The following is a 20,009-nucleotide window of genomic DNA, read 5'->3' as shown; positions in this document are numbered from 1 at the left end:
TTTACCTCACCAACGGCAACATGCTGGCTTGCGTTAAATCAAGCACCGGTTGCGGGTATATCCCCAACCACAATAAAAAACCCACTAGCAACAGCACCATTACCACTTCACGCACTGTTAAGCCTTCCAGTTTTGTCTCTGTTTGTGTAGCGCCATAAAAAGAGCGCTGCATCATTAACAAACTGTAAACAGCCGCCAAAATCAAAGCCGCCGCCGCCAGCGTTGCCAACACAGGCGATGACTTAAAAGTGCCGAGCAGAATTAAAAATTCACCCACAAAGTTGCCCAAACCTGGCAAGCCGAGCGATGCTGCAACAAAAAACATAAACAAGCCGGGCAACCATGTAATGCGCGACCACAATCCGCCCATCATGCGCAAATCGCGTGTATGCAATCTTTCGTAGATTTCACCGCACAAAATAAACAGCGCACCGGCAGAAAGCCCATGCGCCAACATCTGAATCACTACCCCTTGCAGCGACAGCATATTGGCCGAATAAATACCCAACACCACAAAACCCATGTGCGAAATACTGGTGTAAGCCACCAAGCGTTTAATATCGTGCTGCGCGCATGCTAAAACTGCACCGTAAAAAATACCCAACACACCCAAACTCATCGCCACCGGCGCAAATTCCTGCGATGCATTGGGAAACAAAGGCAACACATAACGCAGCAAACCAAATGCTGCAGTCTTTAACAACACGCCAGCCAAATCCACGCTGCCCGCCGTGGGCGCTTGCGCGTGCGCATCCGGCAACCAGGAATGAAATGGCACGATGGGCATCTTCACAGCAAACGCAATAAAGAAGCCCAACATCAAAGCCATTTCCACCGGTGGCGACATGACAGTTTTGCGCAAATCGTCGTAATCAAAACTCAGCGTGCCAGTTTGCTGATAAGACACGATGACTAAACCAATAATGGCTATCAGCAACAACAAACCACTGGCCTGCGTAAAAATAAAAAACTTGTTGGCCGCATGAATTCTGCCTTTGCCGCCCGGCGTGTTGTGCCCCCACAGCGCAATCAAGAAATACATGGGAACCAACATCACTTCCCAGAAAAAGAAAAACACAAACAAATCCAGCGCCAAAAACACGCCTGCTACACCCGCAAGATTCCACAGCAAGTTGAGATAAAAGAAACCGACATTGCGTTGAATTTCACGCCATGAACACAAAACTGCTGCAAGACCCAAGCCAGCCGTCAACAAGATCATGGCCAAGGACAAACCATCCAAACCGAGATGGAAGCTGATACCCAATGAAGGAATCCACGGCGCGCGATACTCAAATTGCCATGCGACCATTCCGTCAGCAGAAGGTACGAGCGTGTAATCACCGTGCGCTAGAAAATGCACACCTAACGCACCCATCAGCAGCATGCTGATCAGTGCAATCCAACGCGGTGCAGCGCGACTCACGCGCTCGCTCTGCCAACACAGCAAGCCGCCGAGCAACGGGATAAAAATTAACCAAATAATACTCATGTCGTTATGTATTCCCGTTCAAATTCACAACCACAACACAACCAGCAATATCGCTGCTGCGCCTGCTGCAATGCTGGCGGCGTACCAACGCACCAAGCCATTTTCTGTCACGCTGAGTGCGTCATGCCCTTTGCGCATCAAAGTGGGGATGCTTTCCACCACAACATCAATAGCATCACGACTATTTATGCGCACCAACCACAAATACGGGCGCACAAAAATTCTGTCGTACAGCACATCAAAGCCCCACGCGTATTTCCATAGGCAGCGCACACCGTGCGCCCAATGCTGTGCAAACAGTGCTTGCAATGGTTTTTGCGCTGGCAAGAACAGCCACGCTGCAATGCCGACACCAGCTATCGCCACCGCAGCAGAAACAATTTCCACCCAGTGCTTGGCTGATTCATCGGCAATTGTTGATTCAGGTAATACACCTGCAAGCGGCGGATGAATCATCGCGCCCACCGCCGTGGACAACAGCAACAACACCGCCAACGGCAGCACATGCGCAACACCGTGACCAGCATGGGCTTTGGTTTTTTCTTCGCCGTGGAAAACAATAAAAATCAAACGGAAGGTATAAATGGATGTGAGCAACGCGCCAAACAATCCCACATAGAAAAATACTTGCTGACCATTGGCAAACGCCAACCATAAAATTTCGTCTTTGCTATAGAAGCCTGCTGTCACAAACGGCAATGCCGCCAAAGCGGAACCGCCCACCAGAAAACAGGCGTATACCAGTGGCAATTTTTTACGCAAGCCGCCCATGCGAAAAATATCTTGCTCGTGATGACAGGCAACAATGACTGCACCCGCAGACAAGAACAGCAGCGCTTTGAAAAACGCATGCGTCATCAAATGGAATACCGCCGCTTGCCACGCACCCACACCCAATGCCAAAAACATATAACCGATTTGACTCATGGTGGAATACGCCAAAATGCGTTTGATATCGGTTTGCACCAACGCGCTAAAGCCTGCCAACAACAAAGTTACTGCACCTGTAGTTCCGACCAATAGCAATACATCCGGCGACACCTCAAACAAAGTGTGCGTGCGCGCAATCAAATACACACCTGCTGTCACCATCGTGGCGGCGTGAATTAACGCCGATACTGGTGTAGGGCCCGCCATCGCATCGGCCAACCAAGTCTGCAGCGGCAATTGCGCAGATTTACCGACAGCACCACCCAACAACAACAACGCTGCCAATGCCAGTGCACCGCGATCTGCATACTCTGGAATAGCCTTCAACATCGGTTGAATATCCAGCGTGCCGAATGCGTGAAACAAAACCAACAAACCCAGCATCATAAATACATCGCCAACGCGCGTGATGATGAAGGCTTTCATCGCGGCATGGCCGTTTGCTGCGTGCTTATAATAAAAACCAATTAACAAATAACTGCACAAACCCACGCCTTCCCAACCCAAAAACAGGAATAACAAGTTATCGGCCAGCACCAAAAACAACATGCTCGCCACAAACAAATTCATGTAGGCAAAAAAGCGCGAATACCCCTCTTCTCCACGCATATACCAAGAGGCAAATAAATGGATAAAAAACCCGACACCGGTGACAACGCACAACATCGTCAATGACAAGCCATCCAAATGCAGAGCAATGCGCGGCGCAAAATCACCCACCTGCATCCATGTCCACAACACCTGCGAAACGCTAGCAGGCACAGGCTGCGCTACGAACTCAAACGCCACGCACGCTGCTGTCAATGCTGACAACGCCATACTGCCCACGCCAATCACTGCCGATATATTTTCAGACAAACGACCACGCGAAAATGCCAACAGCACAAAACCCAATAACGGAAACAAAAAAGTAAAGGGCAACCAAGTCATCATTGAGCTACTCATCCGCGCATCTCACTTGCTGCATCAATATCCAGCGAATGGAAACGGCGATGTAAGCGCAACACAATAGCAAGACCGATAGAAGCTTCTGCTGCAGCCAATGTAAGAATCAAGATAAACATGATCTGACCATCCGGCTGACCCCAACGGCTTGCCGCCAGCACAAATGCCAAGCCAGCGGCATTCATCATGATTTCAATACTCATCAACACGAACAAAATATTGCGGCGCACCAACACTCCCGTGAGTCCTAATGCAAAAAGCACTGCCGCCAACATCAAACCGTGTTCTAACGGAATTCCATTCATCGTTGATTACTCTTTTTCATCTGCACGCCCCAAGTGATAGGCCGCCACTAATGCCGCCAGCAGCAGGATAGACGCCAATTCAACGCACAATAAATAAGGACCGTACAGTGCAATACCCACTTGTTTGGCATCAACACTGTGCAAACCGGCAGCAGGCAATTCACCCGTAAACATGACATACAACAACTGCAATAACAGAATGGCAGTGAGTACAGAGGGACCTATCCATACCGACAGCCCCGTCCATGCACTTTCTTGACTCAAACCTTTTTCACCAAGATTGAGCATCATCACCGCAAACACAAACAGCACCATGATGGCGCCTGCGTAAACAATAATTTCCAATGCACCGGCGAACGGCGCGCCAACCGCAAAGAAAATCATCGCCACAGCCAGTAAGGACACCACTAAATACAACAAGCCGTGTATCGGTTTGCGCGTGCTAATTACCATCATGGTGGATAACAGCGCCACCACGGCCGACAAATAAAATGCAATCACCATTGTGTAAACCTCATGGCAATAAACCTCTCACATCGACCGGCGCCGCTTCATTGTTGGCAGCACCTTTGGGCTTGCCGGCAATTGCCATGCCTGACATGCGATAAAAATTGTAATCCGGATATTTACCCACACCAGAAATCATCAAATGTTCTTTCTCGTACACCAAATTCTGGCGATCGTATTCCGCCATTTCAAAATCAGGCGTCAATTGGATTGCTGTGGTTGGACAAGCCTCTTCACACATACCACAAAAAATACAGCGCGAAAAATTGATGCGGAAAAAATCCGCATACCAGCGGCCGTCTTCTTTCTCTGCTTTTTGCAGCGAAATACAGCCAACCGGACAGGCCACCGCACACAAGTTACACGCCACACAGCGCTCTTCGCCATCGGGATCGCGCGTCAACACAATACGACCGCGATAACGCGGCGGCAAATACACTTTTTCTTCTGGGTATTGCAGCGTGTCACGCTTGCGCCAGGCATGAGAAAATATCATCCACAAGCTGCGCAGTTGACTGCCAATACCCCACAAAATCTGTTTAGCAGTAGCCATCACGCACCCCCTACTGCTGTTGGGTTTTGCAACAACACAACGACAGCTGTCGCCAACAAGTTAAGCAGCGTCAACGGCAAACAAAACTTCCAACCGGCGGCCATCACTTGATCATAACGAGGGCGCGGCAATGCAGCGCGCGCCAAAATAAACAACATAATGAAAAACGCTGTTTTGCAAGCAAACCAGAAAAAGCCAGGAATAAAAGACAACCATTGCGGCCACAAATCAAAACCCAACAAAGCTGGCTCATGCCAACCACCAAAAAACAGCGTGACGAGCAATGCAGAAACTAACACAACGCCAACATATTCACTGACGAAAAACATCACCCATTTCATACCGGAATATTCGGTGTGATACCCTGCCGCCAACTCCGATTCCGCCTCTGGCAAATCAAACGGCGTTCTATGTGCCACCGCCACTCCAGCTACCAAAAAAGTGATAAAGCCAAAGAATTGCGGGACAAAAAACCAACCATCGCGCTGCGCTTCCACAATGTCGCGCATGTTGAAAGAACCGGCGAGCATCACCACACCCATCACCGAAATCCCCATGAACACTTCATAACTAACGGTTTGCGCAGCAGAACGCATTCCACCTAGCAATGAATATTTACTGTTGGATGACCAGCCCGCAAACAGCACGGCATACACAGACAAACCCGCCATTGCGATAAAAAATAGAATGCCGATATTGAGATCAGCAACCCCCCAAGTTTCTGTCACTGGCACTATCGCCGCCGATACCAACAGTGCACTCATCGCAATAAATGGTGCGAGCCAAAAAGTTAATTTATCGGCAAATGGTGGCGTCCAGTCTTCTTTGAATAACAATTTCACAATATCGGCTGGCAGTTGCAACAAACCAAAGGGCCCGACACGATTCGGACCGTGACGATCCTGCCACAGCGCCAACACGCGGCGCTCCACAAAACTTAAGAAACCACCGCCCACCAAAGTGCACACCAAAATCACAACAGCTTTCACCACCGTTATACCAATGGTGATGAGGTCGTCGAACGACAAGCCATCTATCACGCTATTCATGCACCGCTCCCTGTAGCCAGTTGCGCGTACGCGTGACCCAATATCGGCGGCATTCCAGGAATACCGGCGGGCAAACCAACTAACCCCTCTGCCAGCGTTTTACTGATCTGCAAGCGCAGAGAATAAGTTCGGTTTGCCAGTGAAACTTTCACCAAACTATTTTCTGCTAATTTCAAACGCGCAGCGTCTACCACCGACAATGCCACATACGCCTGCACCACCATAGATTGCGTGGCCGGTGCCATTGCCGAGAGTTCATCACTACCAAACAGGTGATACAACGGCGCTACGCGCAGCGCATCGTCACGCACAGAAAATGCTGCAGGTATCTCTGTGAAATATTTTGATTGCGCCTCAGATTTTGGCTCAATCAAACGCACGCCAGAATCACCGGTGCGCAAATGTCCGCCCACTTCGTCTTGAAACTTGGTCCACGCTTGCGGCGAATTCCAACCAGGTGCCCATGCAAAGGGAATGAAAGGCGCGGGCTCGTTTGGCCCCACATAACCTTCCATTGAAAAAGACAGCGCGGTATCAGAATCTTGTGATGCGCGTGGCTCGTGCACAGAAATATTGGCGCGCATTGCCGTTCGCCCGGAATAGCGACGCGGTGAACGCGCAATTTTCAAACCTTTGACGCGGTATGTTGCATCGGGTGAGGCTTCCATGATGCGCGACAGCGCTGGAATGGTGGCAGCACACATGCGCGTAATATCATCAAAGTGCGTCCACGACACTTCCCTGCTTTCTACCGATGTTTGCAGCGCATAAACCCAACGCCAACTTTCGTGAATTTTGCAATCAGGATCGTAATACGCGGGGTCGTATAACTGGAAGAAACACTGCGCGCGACCTTCCATGTTAATCATCGTGCCATCGCCTTCCGCAAAACTGCTGGCTGGCAATACAAAATCGGCTTTCGCTATGGTCGGCGTCTGTTGATGATCGATCACCACTAACACTTTAGCTTTCGCCAATGCCGCTTCAACTCGTTCGACATCGGCTCGACGGTAAATATCATTTTCAATCACGACAACGCCATCGGCTTCGCCGCTTTCCAATAAAGCGAGCGCTTTTTCTACCGAATCACCGCCCAACATAGCAACGCCGATGCTGTTTACTTCAGGCTGACATAAAGCCAGTTGCGCACAGCGACCTTTGTTGTGCAAAGCGGCGGCGATATTGGCAGCAGCTTGCATGATGGCTACGGACGCACAACCGGTACCAGAAACCACTAAAGGTTTTTCTGCCGCCAACAATGCCTCTGCAATTTGTTCGGCTAATATTTTTTGTTCTGCCGTTAAATCATTAACCGCTGGCGCGCTGGCATCTATGCAATGCGCCACTGCAAAACCCAAGCGCGCAATCTCTTCACTGGAGAGTTGCACGCAGGCTTCTGCCACATCATCCAAACGCGTTTCAGCAAACGCTGCAATAAATAACGGGCTTTTTTCATTTTGCGCAATATCTTTTACACCGATCGCCTGCCAATCCGCGATCTTGCTATCGGCCGCCATTTGCAAGCCTTTATTCTTTACGGCTTGACGCAGCGCCAGTGCAATGCGCGGTGCGGTTTGCGTAACATCTTCACCCAACACGAATACTGCATCCGCGCGTTCCATCTCGCGCAGTGATGGCGTGCGCACAGGGCTGTTTTGCAAAATAGCTAGAGCTTGCTCCACCAGAATTTGTTTGGCGGCACTGGTGCCACTGAAAAAGTTTTGCTCACCCAACCACTGACGCAGTGCAAAATTTGCTTCCACGCTGGCGCGCGGCGAGCCAATACCAATTACGCGTTTACAACTGCGCAACGCATCCGCCGTTGCATCTAACGCCGCATCCACATCCATCGTGTTAATGGCATCACCCACGCGCTGCCAAGGCTGGCGCGGTCTATCTTTGCGGTTTACATAACCGTGACCAAAGCGCCCGCGATCACACAAAAAATAATGGTTGATGTCACCGTGATAGCGGTTTTCGATGCGGCGCAATTCACCGTAGCGCTCGCCCGGGCTGGTGTTGCAACCGACGCTGCACTGCTGGCAGATACTCGGCGCAAATTGCATATCCCATTTACGGTTGTAGCGTTCAGAGTGGGTGCGATCGGTAAACACGCCGGTTGGACACACTTCTACCAAATTGCCAGAAAATTCATTTTCAAAAACGCCGTCCGTTTCACGACCGAAATACACATTGTCGTGCGCACCGTACACGCCGAGGTCTTCACCGCCCGCGTAATCTTTGTAGTAGCGCACACAGCGATAGCAGGCGATACAGCGATTCATTTCATGGTTAATGAAAGGACCGAGATCCTGATTTTGATGCGTGCGTTTTGTGAAGCGATAGCGGCGCTGATTGTGGCCTGTCATCACGGTCATATCTTGCAAATGGCAATGACCGCCCTCTTCACACACGGGACAATCGTGCGGGTGATTGGTCATCAACCATTCCACTACCGATTTGCGAAATGCTTTGGCTTCTTCATCATCTATCGAAATATAAGTGTTGTCAGTGGATGGCGTCATACACGACATCACAATGCGACCGCGTTTGTCATCCGCGTTTGCATACTGCTTAACAGCGCAGGCACGACAAGCACCGACGGAACCCAGCGCAGGGTGCCAGCAAAAATACGGCACATCCAAGCCGAGCGACAGACAGGCACGCAGCAAATTATCTGCGCCATCTACTTCTTGCGGTTTGCCATCAACGTAAATAGTGGCCATTGTCTGTCACCCTACCTGCTGTTCTTGTGTGGTGGTGTTGATGCCCTGCTCAAACGCACCACGAAAGAATTTCAACGCGCTCTGCAGCGGCTCCATCGCACCCGGTGCATGCGCACAAAAGGTTTTGCCGGGGCCTAAAAAGCGCGTGGTCTGTTCCAACATTTCAATATCACCCGCCAAACCTTCGCCGTTTTCAATGGCCTGCAAAACTTTTACCGTCCACGGCAAACCATCGCGACACGGCGTACACCAACCGCAAGATTCACGCGCAAAAAATTGCTCTAAATTGCGCACCACCGAAACAATATTTTGTTTGTTATCTACTGCCATGATGAGACCAGTACCCATACGGCTGCCGGCTTTTCCAATGGTGTCAAAATCCATGGCTAAATCGAGATGTTCCGGCAGTAAAAAATCGGTCGATGCGCCACCCGGTAGCCAACACATCAAATCCAAACCGTCTTGCATGCCGCCGGCGTAATCTTCAAAAATTTCGCGCGCTGTGGTGCCGATAGGTAGCTCCCACACACCCGTGCGTTTAGTGCGACCAGACATGCCGTACAACTTCGTACCCGCATCTGGGCTTTTGCCCTGCGACAAACTTTTAAACCACTCCGCACCGCGCAACACAATCGCCGGCACATTGTTCAGTGTTTCGACATTATTAACGACTGTCGGTTTGCCCCACAGACCAGACACCTGCGGGAACGGTGGCTTGGCACGCGGGTTGGCGCGGCGACCTTCCAGCGAATTGATCAACGCAGTTTCTTCGCCGCAGATGTAGCGGCCCGCGCCGGTGTGCACAAACAATTCCATGCCCCAACCGCTGCCGAGAATGTTATCGCCGAGATAACCCGCCGCTTTCGCTTCGGCAATCGCACGATTGAGGTTGTGTGCCGCCACAACATATTCACCGCGCAGAAAAATATACGCTTTGGACACTTGCAGTGCGTAGCCGACAACAATCATCGCTTCAACTAATTGATGCGGCAATTGCTCCATCAACAAGCGATCTTTGAAGGTGCCTGGCTCCATTTCATCCGCATTGCACACCAAATATTTTTGCTTCGGCGCACCCTCACCCATCGGCACTAACGACCATTTAATACCAGCGGGGAAACCGGCACCGCCGCGACCGCGCAAATTGGCGTCTTTAACCAATTGCTGCAGATCTTGCGGCGACATCTCTTTCACTACTTTACGCAGTGCAGCAAAACCTTCCAAACTTTCGTAAGTTGGCAAATCTAAAACGCGATCTTTCAGATGATCCAAACGCCAAGTCAGCGGATGCGTGTCCGCAGTTTTATTTGCGTTCATACATAACGCTCCAACAGCGCAGGCACATCAGCAACACGCACGGGGCCGTGGGTATCGTTGTCGATCATCAAGGTCGGGCCTTTATCGCAATTTCCCAAACAACAAATCGGCAACAGTGTGAAACGGCCATCGGCCGTGGTTTGACCGTACTCAATCGCCAAATGTTTTTTAATTTCGGCAGTTAATTCTTCATAACCAGTGAGAAAACAGCCGATGCTGTCACACACTTTAATGACATGACGACCGACCGGACGACGAAAAATTAAATTGTAAAAAGTTGCTACGCCTTCCACATCGGAGCCTGGAATACCCAAAATACCGGCGATAGCGTCAATCGCTTCATCCGGCACCCAACCGTGGCGCTTTTGCACAATTTTCAGGGCATCAATGGAAGCGGCGCGCGCATCATCGTAGTGATGAATAGCGTGCAGAATTTCTTCGCGATCTGCAGGGTGAAAGGCATAACGCGGCGGACGATCTGTCGCCAACACGGCCTTGCTTGGAGTAGGTTTAGCGGTCGACATCTGCCATCACAAAATCAATAGAAGCCAAATAAGCAATCAAATCCGCGATCATCGAACCGCGAATCACCGAAGGAATTTGTTGCAAGTGCGGGAAGCTGGGCGTGCGTATGCGTGTGCGATAACTCATGGTGCTGGCATCCGAAACCAAGTAATAACTGTTGATGCCTTTCGTCGCCTCTATCATCTGACTGCTCTCGCCAGACGGCATCACCGGCCCCCACGAAACACCGAGGAAGTGTGTGATCAGCGTTTCAATATCTTTTAATGTGCGCTCTTTTGGTGGCGGACAAGTTAACGGGTGATCCGCTTTATAGGTGCCAGCCGGCATATTTTCTAAACACTGACGAATGATGCGCAAACTCTGACGAATTTCTTCCAAACGCACCATGGCGCGATCGTAAGCATCGCCATTTGCCGCCAGCGGCACATCGAAATCAAATTGCTCATAACCCGAGTACGGGCGTTTTTTACGCAAATCGTAATCGACACCGGTAGCGCGCAAACCAGAGCCTGTTACACCCCACTCCAAAGCCTGTTTGCTGTTGTATTGAGCCACGCCAATGGTACGCGCACGCAAAATACCGTTTCTAAACGCAGCTTTTTCGTATTCGTCTAAACGCTTAGGCATCCAGTCGAGAAACTCGCGTACTTTGCCATCCCAACCGCGTGGTAAATCATGCGCCAAACCACCGATGCGATACCACGCTGGGTGCATACGAAAACCGGTAATCGCTTCAATGACATCGTAGGCTTTTTGACGATCGGTAAACATGAAGAAAATTGGCGTCATGCCACCGACATCTTGCACATAAGTCCCGAGAAACAACAAATGCGAAGTGATGCGAAAAAACTCCGCCATCATCACGCGTATTACTTCCACGCGCGCTGGCACTTTGATGCCTGCTAATTTTTCCACTGCCAACACATACGGCAGGTTGTTCATTACACCGCCGAGATAATCAATGCGATCGGTGTACGGAATAAATGAGTGCCAGCTCTGGCGCTCTGCCATTTTTTCTGCACCGCGATGGTGATAGCCAATATCCGGTACGCAATCGACAATTTCTTCGCCGTCCAACTGCAACACAATACGAAATGCACCGTGTGCTGATGGATGGTTAGGCCCAAGATTGAGGAACATAAAATCTTCATTCTTGGTGCTGCGTTTCATGCCCCAATCTTCAGGCTTGAAACGCAAGGATTCCTGCTCGGCATCTTGCTTGGCAGCATCTAAATAAAACGGATCAAATTCAGTAGCGCGCGCGGGATAACTTTTGCGCAGCGGATGCCCTTGCCAATACGCCGGCATCAAAATACGCGACAAATGTGGATGACCTTCGAAGGTGATACCGAACATATCCCACACTTCGCGCTCATACCAATTGGCGTTTGGCCAAATACCGGTCACGGATGGCAAATGAATATCACTGGCAGCCAACGCCACTTTGATGCGCACATCGCTATTGCGCTCAATCGACAGCAAGTGATAGAAAACTGTGAAATCTGAAGATGGTTGACCGCGACGGTGCGTGCGCAGTTGTTCGTCGATAGCAGACAAGTCGTACAACATCACGAACGGGCGTGGCAGGTTGCGCAAAAACAATAACACTTCTTTTAAGCGTTCACGCGGCACCCATACCGTTGGTACCGCATCGCGCGTGCGCTGAAAGTGACACACACTTTCGCCAAATTGCGCATATAACTCACGCACGACTTCATGCTCAAACCCTGCGGGCTGAGATACTGCGTCTACTGAAGATTGTGTGTCAGTTTCTTGCGTCACGCGATGGCTTCCAACTGGCTCTAGCTGCAAAAAAATAATTTGCGGAAATTAAACTTGATCCGGCGTGCGCAAAATCTGCACCGCGTTGCGCTCGGCTTGTTTCAAATCGCGCTGCGCTGGCATATTGGCTTTGTAAACACCCTGTTCACCCACCACCCACGACAACGGCCTGCGCTCTTTACCAATGGCATCTTGCAATAGCATCAAACCCTGCAAAAACGCCTCTGGGCGCGGCGGGCAACCTGGGATATACACATCCACCGGCAAAAACTTATCCACGCCTTGCACTACGGAATAAATGTCATACATGCCGCCAGAATTGGCGCAAGAACCCATGGAAATCACCCATTTAGGCTCTAACATTTGCTCGTATAAACGCTGCACAACCGGCGCCATTTTGATGAAGCAAGTGCCTGCCACTACCATCAAATCCGCTTGTCGTGGCGACGCGCGGATAACCTCGGCGCCAAAGCGCGCCACATCGTGTGGCGAGGTAAAAGAAGTCGCCATTTCGACATAGCAGCAAGACAAACCAAAGTTGTAAGGCCAGAGTGAATTTTTTCGCCCCCAGTTCACCGCGCCGTGCAGAAGATTTTCCAACTTGCCCAGAAAAATATTTTTGTGCACTTGCTCTTCGAGAGGGTCCGCCACTTGCTGGCGATTGACGGGCGGATAACGACCGGGTTCGTCGGGATCAATGCGGGTCAGCGTGTAATCCATCTTTACCTCAAGTCAAAAAGTGTGGCTGATTATTTGCTTTGCGTATTTTTCTTGCGACGCGAGTCCGGCGCCCAATCCAATGCACCAATGCGCCAGACATAGATCAATCCTGCCAGCAGCACCAGAATAAAAATTGCTGCTTCTATGAAGCCGGGCCATCCCGATTCGCGCACAGACACCGCCCATGCGTAAAGAAAGAGTGCTTCCACATCGAAAATAACAAAGAACATCGCGGTGAGATAAAACTTGGCCGAGAAACGCAAGCGGGCATTGCCCACCGATACCACACCAGACTCAAACGGCTCGTTCTTTGCACGACCGCGATAGCGCCCACCGACCAACCACGACACACCGAGCATCAGTACGCAAATGGCGACGATGGCAAGCAGAAAAATACCGAAAGACCAGTTGTGGGCGAGAGTTTCTACCTTGTCTAGCGCAGTGACAGACACATAGGCTCCAGAGGAGAAAAAATGATGTTATGTAACCGCGCGTATGGTAACCAAAAGCCCTTGCTTTGCACAGGCTTCTACTTGTCCTAACGCAGGCTTCGCATAAAGATCAGGCTAGAAAATTGCATATAAATCAACGACAATCGGCGACCCTTTTCTGTGGTTATCCGATGAACTTCCGCACTGCTACGCCAACGCGCACGCTGTTATTTTGCTTCATCTTACTCGTACTGACAGGCTGCGAAACTGTGTCGGAGCGCGGTGCATATGGTGCCAAACATCGCTCTTTTCGCTTTTCACTGTTTTCTTACAACATTCGCAGCGATGGCAAACAATGTCGCGCCGAGTGGAGCAAAGCCCCACACTTAGCGCCAAGCCTGTGGCAACGCGCTGTAAACCGCTACCAGATGCCGAACAGCGAGACCAATCCACGCATCATCACCGAGCGCGGCTGGTATATCAGCCATCAGTCTTATTTGAATCGTGTATCGGCACGCTCGTCACGCTATCTGCACTATGTTGTTGGCCAGTTAGAAGCTCGCAACCTTCCAGGTGAACTGGCTTTACTGCCGATTGTTGAAAGCGCTTACAACCCCTTTGCCGTTTCAACCAGCAACGCATCAGGGCTGTGGCAGTTCATTCCCGGTACCGCCAAACACCTAGGAATGGACATGAACTGGTGGTATGACGCGCGCCGCGATGTGCCAGCCGCCACCAACAAAGCGCTCGACTATCTGGTTTTCTTACGCAATCACTACGATGGCGACTGGCTTAAAGCACTGGCCGCTTATAACGCCGGCTGGGGAACCATCGACAAAGCCGTTGCCAAAACCGCGCGCGCGGGCTGCCTACCGATTACTGGAGTCTTGATGTCCCTACCGAAACCAGGGCGTATGTACCCAAACTACTGGCGCTAGCGCAAATCAGTAAGCAACCTGAAAAATTCGGCATTAATTGGGCCTACATCCCCGACCTACCCTATTTCTCCGAAGTGCATTTCAGCGGCCAGATTGACCTCGGTTTTGCAGCCGACTTGGCCAAAATCGACAGCGATGAGTTGCATCTGCTAAACCCCGGCGTCAGCCGCTGGGCAACACCGCCAGGCGGCCCCTACCGTTTGCTGGTACCCATCGACCAAGCCAACGACCTGCAAGAACGCATTGCCAGCATGAACAGCAACGAGTTGCTGCCTAACGCAGGCTCCCTCAACAGCAACGACAGCTTCAACCCTCATGTGCAAGCCCTAGAAGATAAAGCTGCTCGCAACACCAAAACCCGTTCGCCCAGCAGCAGCTCCGTTAGCAAAAGCAACAGCACGCTAAACAGCAGGAGCAGCTCCAATTCCAGCTCAAGTTCCAGCTACACCGTTAAAGCCGGCGATACGCTGTGGTCGATTGCGCAAAAAACTGGCACCACGCCCGATGCGCTGCGCAAAGCGAATAACCTGCGCGTAGGGCAGACGCTCAGCCAAGGTCAAAAAATATCTGTGTCCAGCACCAACTCCAGCACCAACAAAGTGGCTTCCAGCGGCTCGAGTCGCAGTCGCGTCACGCAATCGTATGAACCTACTAGCGCAGCGACTAAAAGTACCGCCAAAAAAACCAGTAGCAGCAAAACCACATCCCACACCGTAAAAAGCGGCGACACGCTGATGGCCATTTCACGCCAATACAAGGTCAGTGTTAACGACATCATGCGTTGGAATTCACTCAGCAAAAACAATTCCGCAATCAAACCGGGGCAGCGTATTAAACTGCATCTCGACTAACTTCATCGCCGGCATCCACAACCCATGAAGCAAGATTTGCGCCCCTATCTCGCTAAAAAAATCTGGCTGCGTTTTCGCCACTGGTATGCCGAATATTTTTTGCGCCCTGAATGTGCCTCTCTCGGCAAATATCACACCATCACCAAGCCGTGGTACACCGTTATTTCTGGCGACAATATTCACATCGGTGAATCACCCACCATCGTGGCGGAAGCGGATCAGCGTGTGCGCATCGGCGTGTGGGGGCGCGAACAAGGCAGCGGCACGATTCGCATCGGCGATGCGGTGATGATTTCCCCCGGCGTGCGAATTTCAGCATCCGATGAAATTTTAATTGGCGATGGCTGTATGTTTGCCAATGGCGCGTATGTGACGGACTGCGATTGGCACGGCATTTACGATCGCACCGAACGCGATGCACAGGCCTACCCCGTGCATATTGGCAATAATGTGTGGGTGGGCGATCACGCCACGGTGTTAAAAGGCGTCACCATTGGCGACAACAGCATTGTCGCCGCGTGCAGCGTCGTCACCAAAGATGTACCTGCCAATGTCATCGTGGCTGGCAATCCGGCGCGCATCGTGAAAGAACTAGACACTAATGCAGAATTTCGCACACGCACGCTGTTTTATGCGCACCCAGAAGCATTGGCCAAACAATTTGATGACATCGACAAATTTGTTTTGGGCGGCAATAGCTGGTGGCGCTGGCTGCAATCGCTAATTATTCGCCGATAAGTTCTACGCTTCAGCAACCAACTCACGGTAGCGCTGCGACAATCCCGCGTACAAATCGTCTTTGAAGTTTTGGCTACCCGCATCAAGGCTAGCCATTAGATCCACCAAGTGCTCGTTGTCTTCACGACCCGCCCAATTTTTGATGTAGCTACCATCCTTATAGCCATTATCTTGGCGAAAAAAATTGAGTACATTTTTACCAACATAGCCGCGATACAGCGCATCAAAACCTAACTCTGCTGACGCCATCAACTGCACAAAGGCATCTACATTAAACCCGCGCTGATTGAGCGTAAGCTGCACGAAATCTTCCAGCGCCAAACGAAATTCTTTTTTCTCATAACGCACACGCAACGCGGTTTCCAATTCAACACTTAACTGCTCTACCGGAATATTTTTTGCCAGCAAGCTGCTCAGACCAAAGTGAAAAATATCGATCAACTCCAACTGCACTTGCTCAACATCGGGCTGCTGTTTTTTCCACCATTTCCAACCGTAGTGATCCATCAATTCCGCACACTCTACCCAGATCGCGCGATACCACTCGTAGCCCTGCTCGCGCCACTGCGGGTGTACTTTGCAGTTCATGCTGTCTTGCAAAGTGAGCATGGTAAGAATCTGTGCTTGCATCGTTATCGGCCTCGTTTTCTGCTGCGGAGCGCATGGTAACATGCGGGCACAAACACACTCTTTACCCCCTCAAACGCAAGGAAATTGCCGTGTACGACCGCCGTCTGCTAGAACCACTTTATACGCTGATAGCCCTTGGCTTACTGGTGGCTGGCTGCGTCATGATCCTGTTGCCGTTTTCTTCAGCATTGGTGTGGGCGGCTATTTTTGTTTTCTACCCGCCATGTGTATTGGTTCATTAATAGCAAACTTGGCGGGCGCAATTGGCTCTCGGCTTCACTGCTGGTACTCGCTATTTTTGGCTTGATCGTGCTGCCCTTAATGTACGCCGTCGTCAGCTTTGGCGGCGTAACCAGCGAGTATGTGATCCGTCTCACCTCACACTTGCAGGGTGGCATGCCCACCCTACCGCAATGGCTGGTCGAGATGCGCTGGGTAGGCCCCAAGATTCACGAGTGGTGGGAAAAGCTGGTACTGGGTGATCCCGCTGTGCGCCAGCAAGTGAACGACGCCGTGATGGTGGTCTTGAAAGGCCTGCTTAAATTTGGCGCGGTAGCCGGGCAAGGTGTGGGCATGTTGGTGCTGAGCTGCTTTGTGTCGCTGTTTTTCTACGCCGGCCTGCCTTCCGTCACGCAGTGGCTACAAGCCGGTGTACGCCGCGTTTCCGGCGGCAATCGTCGCGCTGAAAACTTGCTGGCTGTGGCGGGCGGTACGATACAAGGTGTGGTGTTCGGCATACTCGGCACAGCGTTGGCACAGGGGTTTTTAGTTGGCATCGCCCTGTTGATCGCCGGCATTCCCTCCACCGCCGGCCTGACTTTTTTGGCCATTCTCTTGTCGCTAGTTCCGTTTGGATCCTTCTTAATTTGGGGGCCTGCAGCGTTTTGGCTGTATCAAAACGATCAAACCGGCATGGCCATTTTTGTGGTGGTGTGCTGTGCAGGCATTGCCGGCTCGGCTGACAATGTGATCAAGCCTCTGCTGATTGGTCAAAACAGCAACTTGCCTTTCATCCTCATCATGCTCGGTATTTTGGGCGGCGCTATTCAGTTCGGTGCATTGGGCGTGTTTCTCGGCCCCACCTTGCTAGCTCTGGGTTATGCGCTGGCCAAAGAGTGGCTTCACGGCGTAGAACCGCCACCCACAGCGGAAGTTCAAGAATAGCCAATAGCTATCAAAACCATAAAAACTATCCATTTTGCAAAGCCTGCCACTGTGCCTATAGTGGCAATCCCAACCACCCGCTCTACAAGGAGTACCTTATGAGTTCATTGATTAACACCGCTATCAAACCGTTCAAAGCGACTGCTTTTCACAACGGTAAATTTGTTGAAGTGACTGACGCCGATTTGAAAGGCAAATGGTCTGTCGTCTGCTTCTACCCTGCAGACTTCACCTTTGTTTGCCCCACCGAACTGGGCGATTTGGCTGACACCTACGCTGAATACCAAAAAATTGGCGTGGAAATTTATTCTGTGTCTACCGACACACACTTCACACACAAAGCCTGGCATGACGCTTCTGACACGATCAAAAAAATCAAATACCCGATGATCGGCGATCCAACTGGCGCGATCACTCGCAACTTTGGCGTGATGATTGAAGAAGCGGGTCTCGCACTGCGCGGCACTTTCGTGATCAACCCAGAAGGCGTGATTAAAGTGTGCGAAATCCACGACTTGGGTATTGGCCGTGACGCCACTGAATTGCTGCGCAAAGTAAAAGCTGCACAATATGTTGCTTCACACGACGGCGAAGTCTGCCCAGCCAAATGGAAAGAAGGCGAAGCCACACTGAAACCTTCTCTGGATTTGGTAGGCAAAATCTAAGCTGTTTTTTTCTTAGCTTGGCACCAAAAAAAAACGCCCCAATATTGGGGCGTTTTTTTGTTCAGCATTCACTGCATTACTTGCGTGTATACACTTGCGTTCCCGCACCCAAAGAAATGGGCGTTAGGTAACTATCGTTTGTATCAAAGCCAACCATTTTCCCATCACCAGAAATAGCCGGGCTATTTGCAGTTGCCGTGCCTTGCTGACCCGTTGGATCGACATTGGCGCGCGAAAATGCATTGGTTTTGCTATCGAACACATAAATATCCTGTGTGCCATTGCTGTCTTCATTCCAGTAAGCATTCACAGGGTCTGCTGCCAGTAAATTATCAGCCGTAGAATAGAATGCCACTTTGTACGCCAGATTGGTTCCCGCAATAACTGGTGCGCGACTAGTGGAATTCGAACCATTCCCTGCGCGTCTAGATTCTCCCGTTGGCACACCCAGCGTATCTAGTGGAGAACTGATACGGCGCTGAGAATTGACATCATAATCCGAATTAACATCTTTGGGATCAATCGCCGCGAATTCCACCACAAACACATCGCGATCAGCACCGGCGTCACCACCAGGCACTGCAGTGACATCCATATTGGTAGCGCGAGATTCAAAAGCAATCATATAGCTCTTAGTTTTGCTCTTGCCATCGCCGGCAATTTTCGGTGCTGCGCTGTCGTTATCCCCTTCTGCTGACACAACAAAACCATTGGTTCCCGTTGGCGTCAAGGTACCGCTCAACTGATAGGTTTTAAACCGTTTACGATCGTAAATAAAAATATCGGTGACATTTGCAGTAACAGGGCTGGCGACCAAATTGGATGCATCACTTTCGTACACCACAAAGCGCCCATCGGCAGAAATTGCAACACTCGAGCTGTTGTCATTCCCCTCCACTGTGGGGTTACCGCTGAGATCATGCTGGGCATCAACCAATTCCATCTTTTTCGTTTTTAAATCGACCACATAAATATGGTCATCGCCAGATGTTACAAAAGGCGACAAGGTGGTGGCATAAGACTCAAACGCTACCCACGCCTGTTTAGCCGTACCTGCAATTGCCGGATTGCCACTCCAATCATTGGACTGCGTCATAATTTTCCACGGCGCATCGGTAGTGCTAACTGGTTGATTAAATACATCCAGCTGCCCAGCAGTTAAAGTGCCATCTGCACCATCCATGATGCCGCTGAGGCGATAGGTTTTCTTTTTCGCAATATCGCGCACAAAAATATCCGATTCCGTATCGTTATTGGTGTCGTTGTTAGCGTCTTGCGTCAACAAATCTAAATTGTCGGCATTGGATTGGAAAACCACCAACTTGCCATCTGACGAAATTTCGCCGTTATAACTACCCGCCTCGTCGGAACTGCTATACCAATTGACAGCGGAGTTTGTCGCCTCTTGCCCCAAACTATTGACGCTGACGCGCGTAATTTTTGACCCAACTTTCATAAAAATATCGCGATCGACATTGCCATCCTGCAGGGTGAGATTGGTGGCATCCGACTCAAAAGCACACTGCGCGCCACTTTTGGACAAACTGACATTGCGACTCAACGCATTCCCCACAATTTTCTGCGGTGTGATGCTGACCAATGTGGTAGTAGCTGCCAAAGCCTGCGAGCCAAAGCCAGCAGCGGCAACACTCACAGAAAAAGCCAACAGATTTTTTTGAAATGTTTTCATTTTTTCATTCCTTTTTTTGGTTAATAGAAACATACAACAACGCACTCGCTA

General features: G+C 50.6%; 20 protein-coding genes. 6 read left to right on the top strand and 14 right to left on the bottom strand.

The window, feature by feature from the left end; genetic code table 11:
- Nucleotide 1: 1 nt before the first annotated feature.
- Genes nuoM through IPK30_09140 form a run of 12 tightly spaced genes read right to left on the bottom strand, consistent with a single transcriptional unit; the run spans nt 2 to nt 13,210 of the window.
- Nucleotides 2–1,492, bottom strand: a complete 1,491-nt coding sequence (gene nuoM / locus IPK30_09195) for an NADH-quinone oxidoreductase subunit M (protein MBK8103443.1) — start codon at nt 1,490–1,492, stop codon at nt 2–4.
- Nucleotides 1,493–1,516: 24 nt separating this feature from the next.
- Nucleotides 1,517–3,352 (bottom strand): NADH-quinone oxidoreductase subunit L, encoded by a 1,836-nt coding sequence (nuoL, locus tag IPK30_09190; protein MBK8103442.1) that lies wholly within the window; start codon nt 3,350–3,352, stop codon nt 1,517–1,519.
- Between the two features lie 11 nt (nt 3,353–3,363).
- Entirely contained in the window at nt 3,364–3,672 is a 309-nt protein-coding gene (gene nuoK / locus IPK30_09185) for an NADH-quinone oxidoreductase subunit NuoK (protein MBK8103441.1), read from the bottom strand.
- Nucleotides 3,673–3,678: 6 nt separating this feature from the next.
- Nucleotides 3,679–4,176: an NADH-quinone oxidoreductase subunit J gene (gene nuoJ, locus IPK30_09180; protein MBK8103440.1), complete on the bottom strand. Its 498-nt coding sequence runs from the start codon at nt 4,174–4,176 to the stop codon at nt 3,679–3,681.
- Nucleotides 4,177–4,186: 10 nt separating this feature from the next.
- Complete coding sequence (gene nuoI / locus IPK30_09175) at nt 4,187–4,732, bottom strand: NADH-quinone oxidoreductase subunit NuoI (protein MBK8103439.1); 546 nt, start codon at nt 4,730–4,732, stop codon at nt 4,187–4,189.
- Complete coding sequence (gene nuoH, locus IPK30_09170; protein MBK8103438.1) at nt 4,732–5,760, bottom strand: NADH-quinone oxidoreductase subunit NuoH; 1,029 nt, start codon at nt 5,758–5,760, stop codon at nt 4,732–4,734. The genes nuoI and nuoH overlap by 1 nt, the downstream gene beginning before the upstream one ends.
- A 17-nt stretch (nt 5,761–5,777) precedes the next feature.
- The gene (nuoG, locus tag IPK30_09165; protein MBK8103437.1) at nt 5,778–8,507 is read right to left on the bottom strand and encodes an NADH-quinone oxidoreductase subunit NuoG; all 2,730 of its coding nucleotides are present in this window, start codon (nt 8,505–8,507) and stop codon (nt 5,778–5,780) included.
- Between the two features lie 6 nt (nt 8,508–8,513).
- Complete coding sequence (nuoF, locus tag IPK30_09160) at nt 8,514–9,824, bottom strand: NADH-quinone oxidoreductase subunit NuoF (GenBank protein ID MBK8103436.1); 1,311 nt, start codon at nt 9,822–9,824, stop codon at nt 8,514–8,516.
- The gene (nuoE, locus tag IPK30_09155) at nt 9,821–10,348 is read right to left on the bottom strand and encodes an NADH-quinone oxidoreductase subunit NuoE (protein ID MBK8103435.1); all 528 of its coding nucleotides are present in this window, start codon (nt 10,346–10,348) and stop codon (nt 9,821–9,823) included. The genes nuoF and nuoE overlap by 4 nt, the downstream gene beginning before the upstream one ends.
- A complete protein-coding gene (gene nuoC / locus IPK30_09150) occupies nt 10,335–12,131 on the bottom strand; it encodes an NADH-quinone oxidoreductase subunit C/D (GenBank protein MBK8103434.1) in 1,797 nt (598 codons plus the stop codon). The genes nuoE and nuoC overlap by 14 nt, the downstream gene beginning before the upstream one ends.
- 48 nt (nt 12,132–12,179) lie before the next feature.
- Nucleotides 12,180–12,851, bottom strand: a complete 672-nt coding sequence (locus IPK30_09145; GenBank protein MBK8103433.1) for an NADH-quinone oxidoreductase subunit B — start codon at nt 12,849–12,851, stop codon at nt 12,180–12,182.
- Nucleotides 12,852–12,880: 29 nt separating this feature from the next.
- On the bottom strand, nt 12,881–13,210 hold the full coding sequence (locus IPK30_09140) for an NADH-quinone oxidoreductase subunit A (GenBank protein MBK8103432.1): 330 nt from the start codon (nt 13,208–13,210) through the stop codon (nt 12,881–12,883).
- Between the two features lie 263 nt (nt 13,211–13,473).
- On the opposite strand from IPK30_09140, the gene IPK30_09135 reads away from it, so the two are divergent.
- The 3 genes from IPK30_09135 to IPK30_09125 all read left to right on the top strand — a co-directional run bounded on the left by IPK30_09135 (nt 13,474) and on the right by IPK30_09125 (nt 15,809).
- Complete coding sequence (locus tag IPK30_09135; GenBank protein MBK8103431.1) at nt 13,474–14,220, top strand: transglycosylase SLT domain-containing protein; 747 nt, start codon at nt 13,474–13,476, stop codon at nt 14,218–14,220.
- A 116-nt stretch (nt 14,221–14,336) separates the two neighbouring features.
- Entirely contained in the window at nt 14,337–15,071 is a 735-nt protein-coding gene (locus IPK30_09130) for a LysM peptidoglycan-binding domain-containing protein (protein ID MBK8103430.1), read from the top strand.
- Nucleotides 15,072–15,095: 24 nt separating this feature from the next.
- Entirely contained in the window at nt 15,096–15,809 is a 714-nt protein-coding gene (locus IPK30_09125) for an acyltransferase (GenBank protein ID MBK8103429.1), read from the top strand.
- A 3-nt stretch (nt 15,810–15,812) separates the two neighbouring features.
- Here IPK30_09125 and IPK30_09120 read toward each other — a convergent pair whose 3' ends face one another.
- A complete protein-coding gene (locus IPK30_09120; GenBank protein ID MBK8103428.1) occupies nt 15,813–16,439 on the bottom strand; it encodes a dUTP diphosphatase in 627 nt (208 codons plus the stop codon).
- Here IPK30_09120 and IPK30_09115 point away from each other — a divergent pair.
- From IPK30_09115 to ahpC, 3 genes are all read left to right on the top strand, one after another.
- On the top strand, nt 16,430–16,681 hold the full coding sequence (locus IPK30_09115) for a hypothetical protein (GenBank protein ID MBK8103427.1): 252 nt from the start codon (nt 16,430–16,432) through the stop codon (nt 16,679–16,681). The two genes, IPK30_09120 and IPK30_09115, sit on opposite strands and share 10 nt — an antisense overlap.
- Nucleotides 16,647–17,603 (top strand): AI-2E family transporter, encoded by a 957-nt coding sequence (locus IPK30_09110; GenBank protein ID MBK8103426.1) that lies wholly within the window; start codon nt 16,647–16,649, stop codon nt 17,601–17,603. Before IPK30_09115 ends, IPK30_09110 begins: the two co-directional genes overlap by 35 nt.
- A gap of 98 nt (nt 17,604–17,701) precedes the next feature.
- The gene (gene ahpC / locus IPK30_09105; protein ID MBK8103425.1) at nt 17,702–18,268 is read left to right on the top strand and encodes a peroxiredoxin; all 567 of its coding nucleotides are present in this window, start codon (nt 17,702–17,704) and stop codon (nt 18,266–18,268) included.
- Nucleotides 18,269–18,344: 76 nt separating this feature from the next.
- Here ahpC and IPK30_09100 read toward each other — a convergent pair whose 3' ends face one another.
- Nucleotides 18,345–19,958: a hypothetical protein gene (locus IPK30_09100; GenBank protein MBK8103424.1), complete on the bottom strand. Its 1,614-nt coding sequence runs from the start codon at nt 19,956–19,958 to the stop codon at nt 18,345–18,347.
- Nucleotides 19,959–20,009: the final 51 nt, after the last annotated feature.

Source organism: Cellvibrionales bacterium, from assembly GCA_016713115.1.
GTDB lineage: Bacteria > Pseudomonadota > Gammaproteobacteria > Pseudomonadales > UBA7239 > UBA7239.
The sequence above is the reverse complement of the archived record's forward strand: the minus strand, read 5'-3'. Positions and strand labels throughout refer to the sequence as shown.

What these genes read in the sequence shown, in the direction of transcription:
- nuoJ (MBK8103440.1), bottom strand. Translation starts at nt 4,176, where the DNA reads ATGGTGATTGCATTTTATTTGTCGGCCGTGGTGGCGCTGTTATCCACC.
- nuoL (MBK8103442.1), bottom strand. Translation starts at nt 3,352, where the DNA reads ATGACTTGGTTGCCCTTTACTTTTTTGTTTCCGTTATTGGGTTTTGTG.
- nuoI (MBK8103439.1), bottom strand. Translation starts at nt 4,732, where the DNA reads ATGGCTACTGCTAAACAGATTTTGTGGGGTATTGGCAGTCAACTGCGC.
- nuoG (MBK8103437.1), bottom strand. Translation starts at nt 8,507, where the DNA reads ATGGCCACTATTTACGTTGATGGCAAACCGCAAGAAGTAGATGGCGCA.
- IPK30_09100 (MBK8103424.1), bottom strand. Translation starts at nt 19,958, where the DNA reads ATGAAAACATTTCAAAAAAATCTGTTGGCTTTTTCTGTGAGTGTTGCC.
- IPK30_09120 (MBK8103428.1), bottom strand. Translation starts at nt 16,439, where the DNA reads ATGCAAGCACAGATTCTTACCATGCTCACTTTGCAAGACAGCATGAAC.
- nuoK (MBK8103441.1), bottom strand. Translation starts at nt 3,672, where the DNA reads ATGAATGGAATTCCGTTAGAACACGGTTTGATGTTGGCGGCAGTGCTT.
- nuoM (MBK8103443.1), bottom strand. Translation starts at nt 1,492, where the DNA reads ATGAGTATTATTTGGTTAATTTTTATCCCGTTGCTCGGCGGCTTGCTG.
- IPK30_09125 (MBK8103429.1), top strand. Translation starts at nt 15,096, where the DNA reads ATGAAGCAAGATTTGCGCCCCTATCTCGCTAAAAAAATCTGGCTGCGT.
- IPK30_09135 (MBK8103431.1), top strand. Translation starts at nt 13,474, where the DNA reads ATGAACTTCCGCACTGCTACGCCAACGCGCACGCTGTTATTTTGCTTC.
- IPK30_09145 (MBK8103433.1), bottom strand. Translation starts at nt 12,851, where the DNA reads ATGGATTACACGCTGACCCGCATTGATCCCGACGAACCCGGTCGTTAT.
- IPK30_09140 (MBK8103432.1), bottom strand. Translation starts at nt 13,210, where the DNA reads ATGCTCGGTGTGTCGTGGTTGGTCGGTGGGCGCTATCGCGGTCGTGCA.
- ahpC (MBK8103425.1), top strand. Translation starts at nt 17,702, where the DNA reads ATGAGTTCATTGATTAACACCGCTATCAAACCGTTCAAAGCGACTGCT.
- nuoE (MBK8103435.1), bottom strand. Translation starts at nt 10,348, where the DNA reads ATGTCGACCGCTAAACCTACTCCAAGCAAGGCCGTGTTGGCGACAGAT.
- nuoF (MBK8103436.1), bottom strand. Translation starts at nt 9,824, where the DNA reads ATGAACGCAAATAAAACTGCGGACACGCATCCGCTGACTTGGCGTTTG.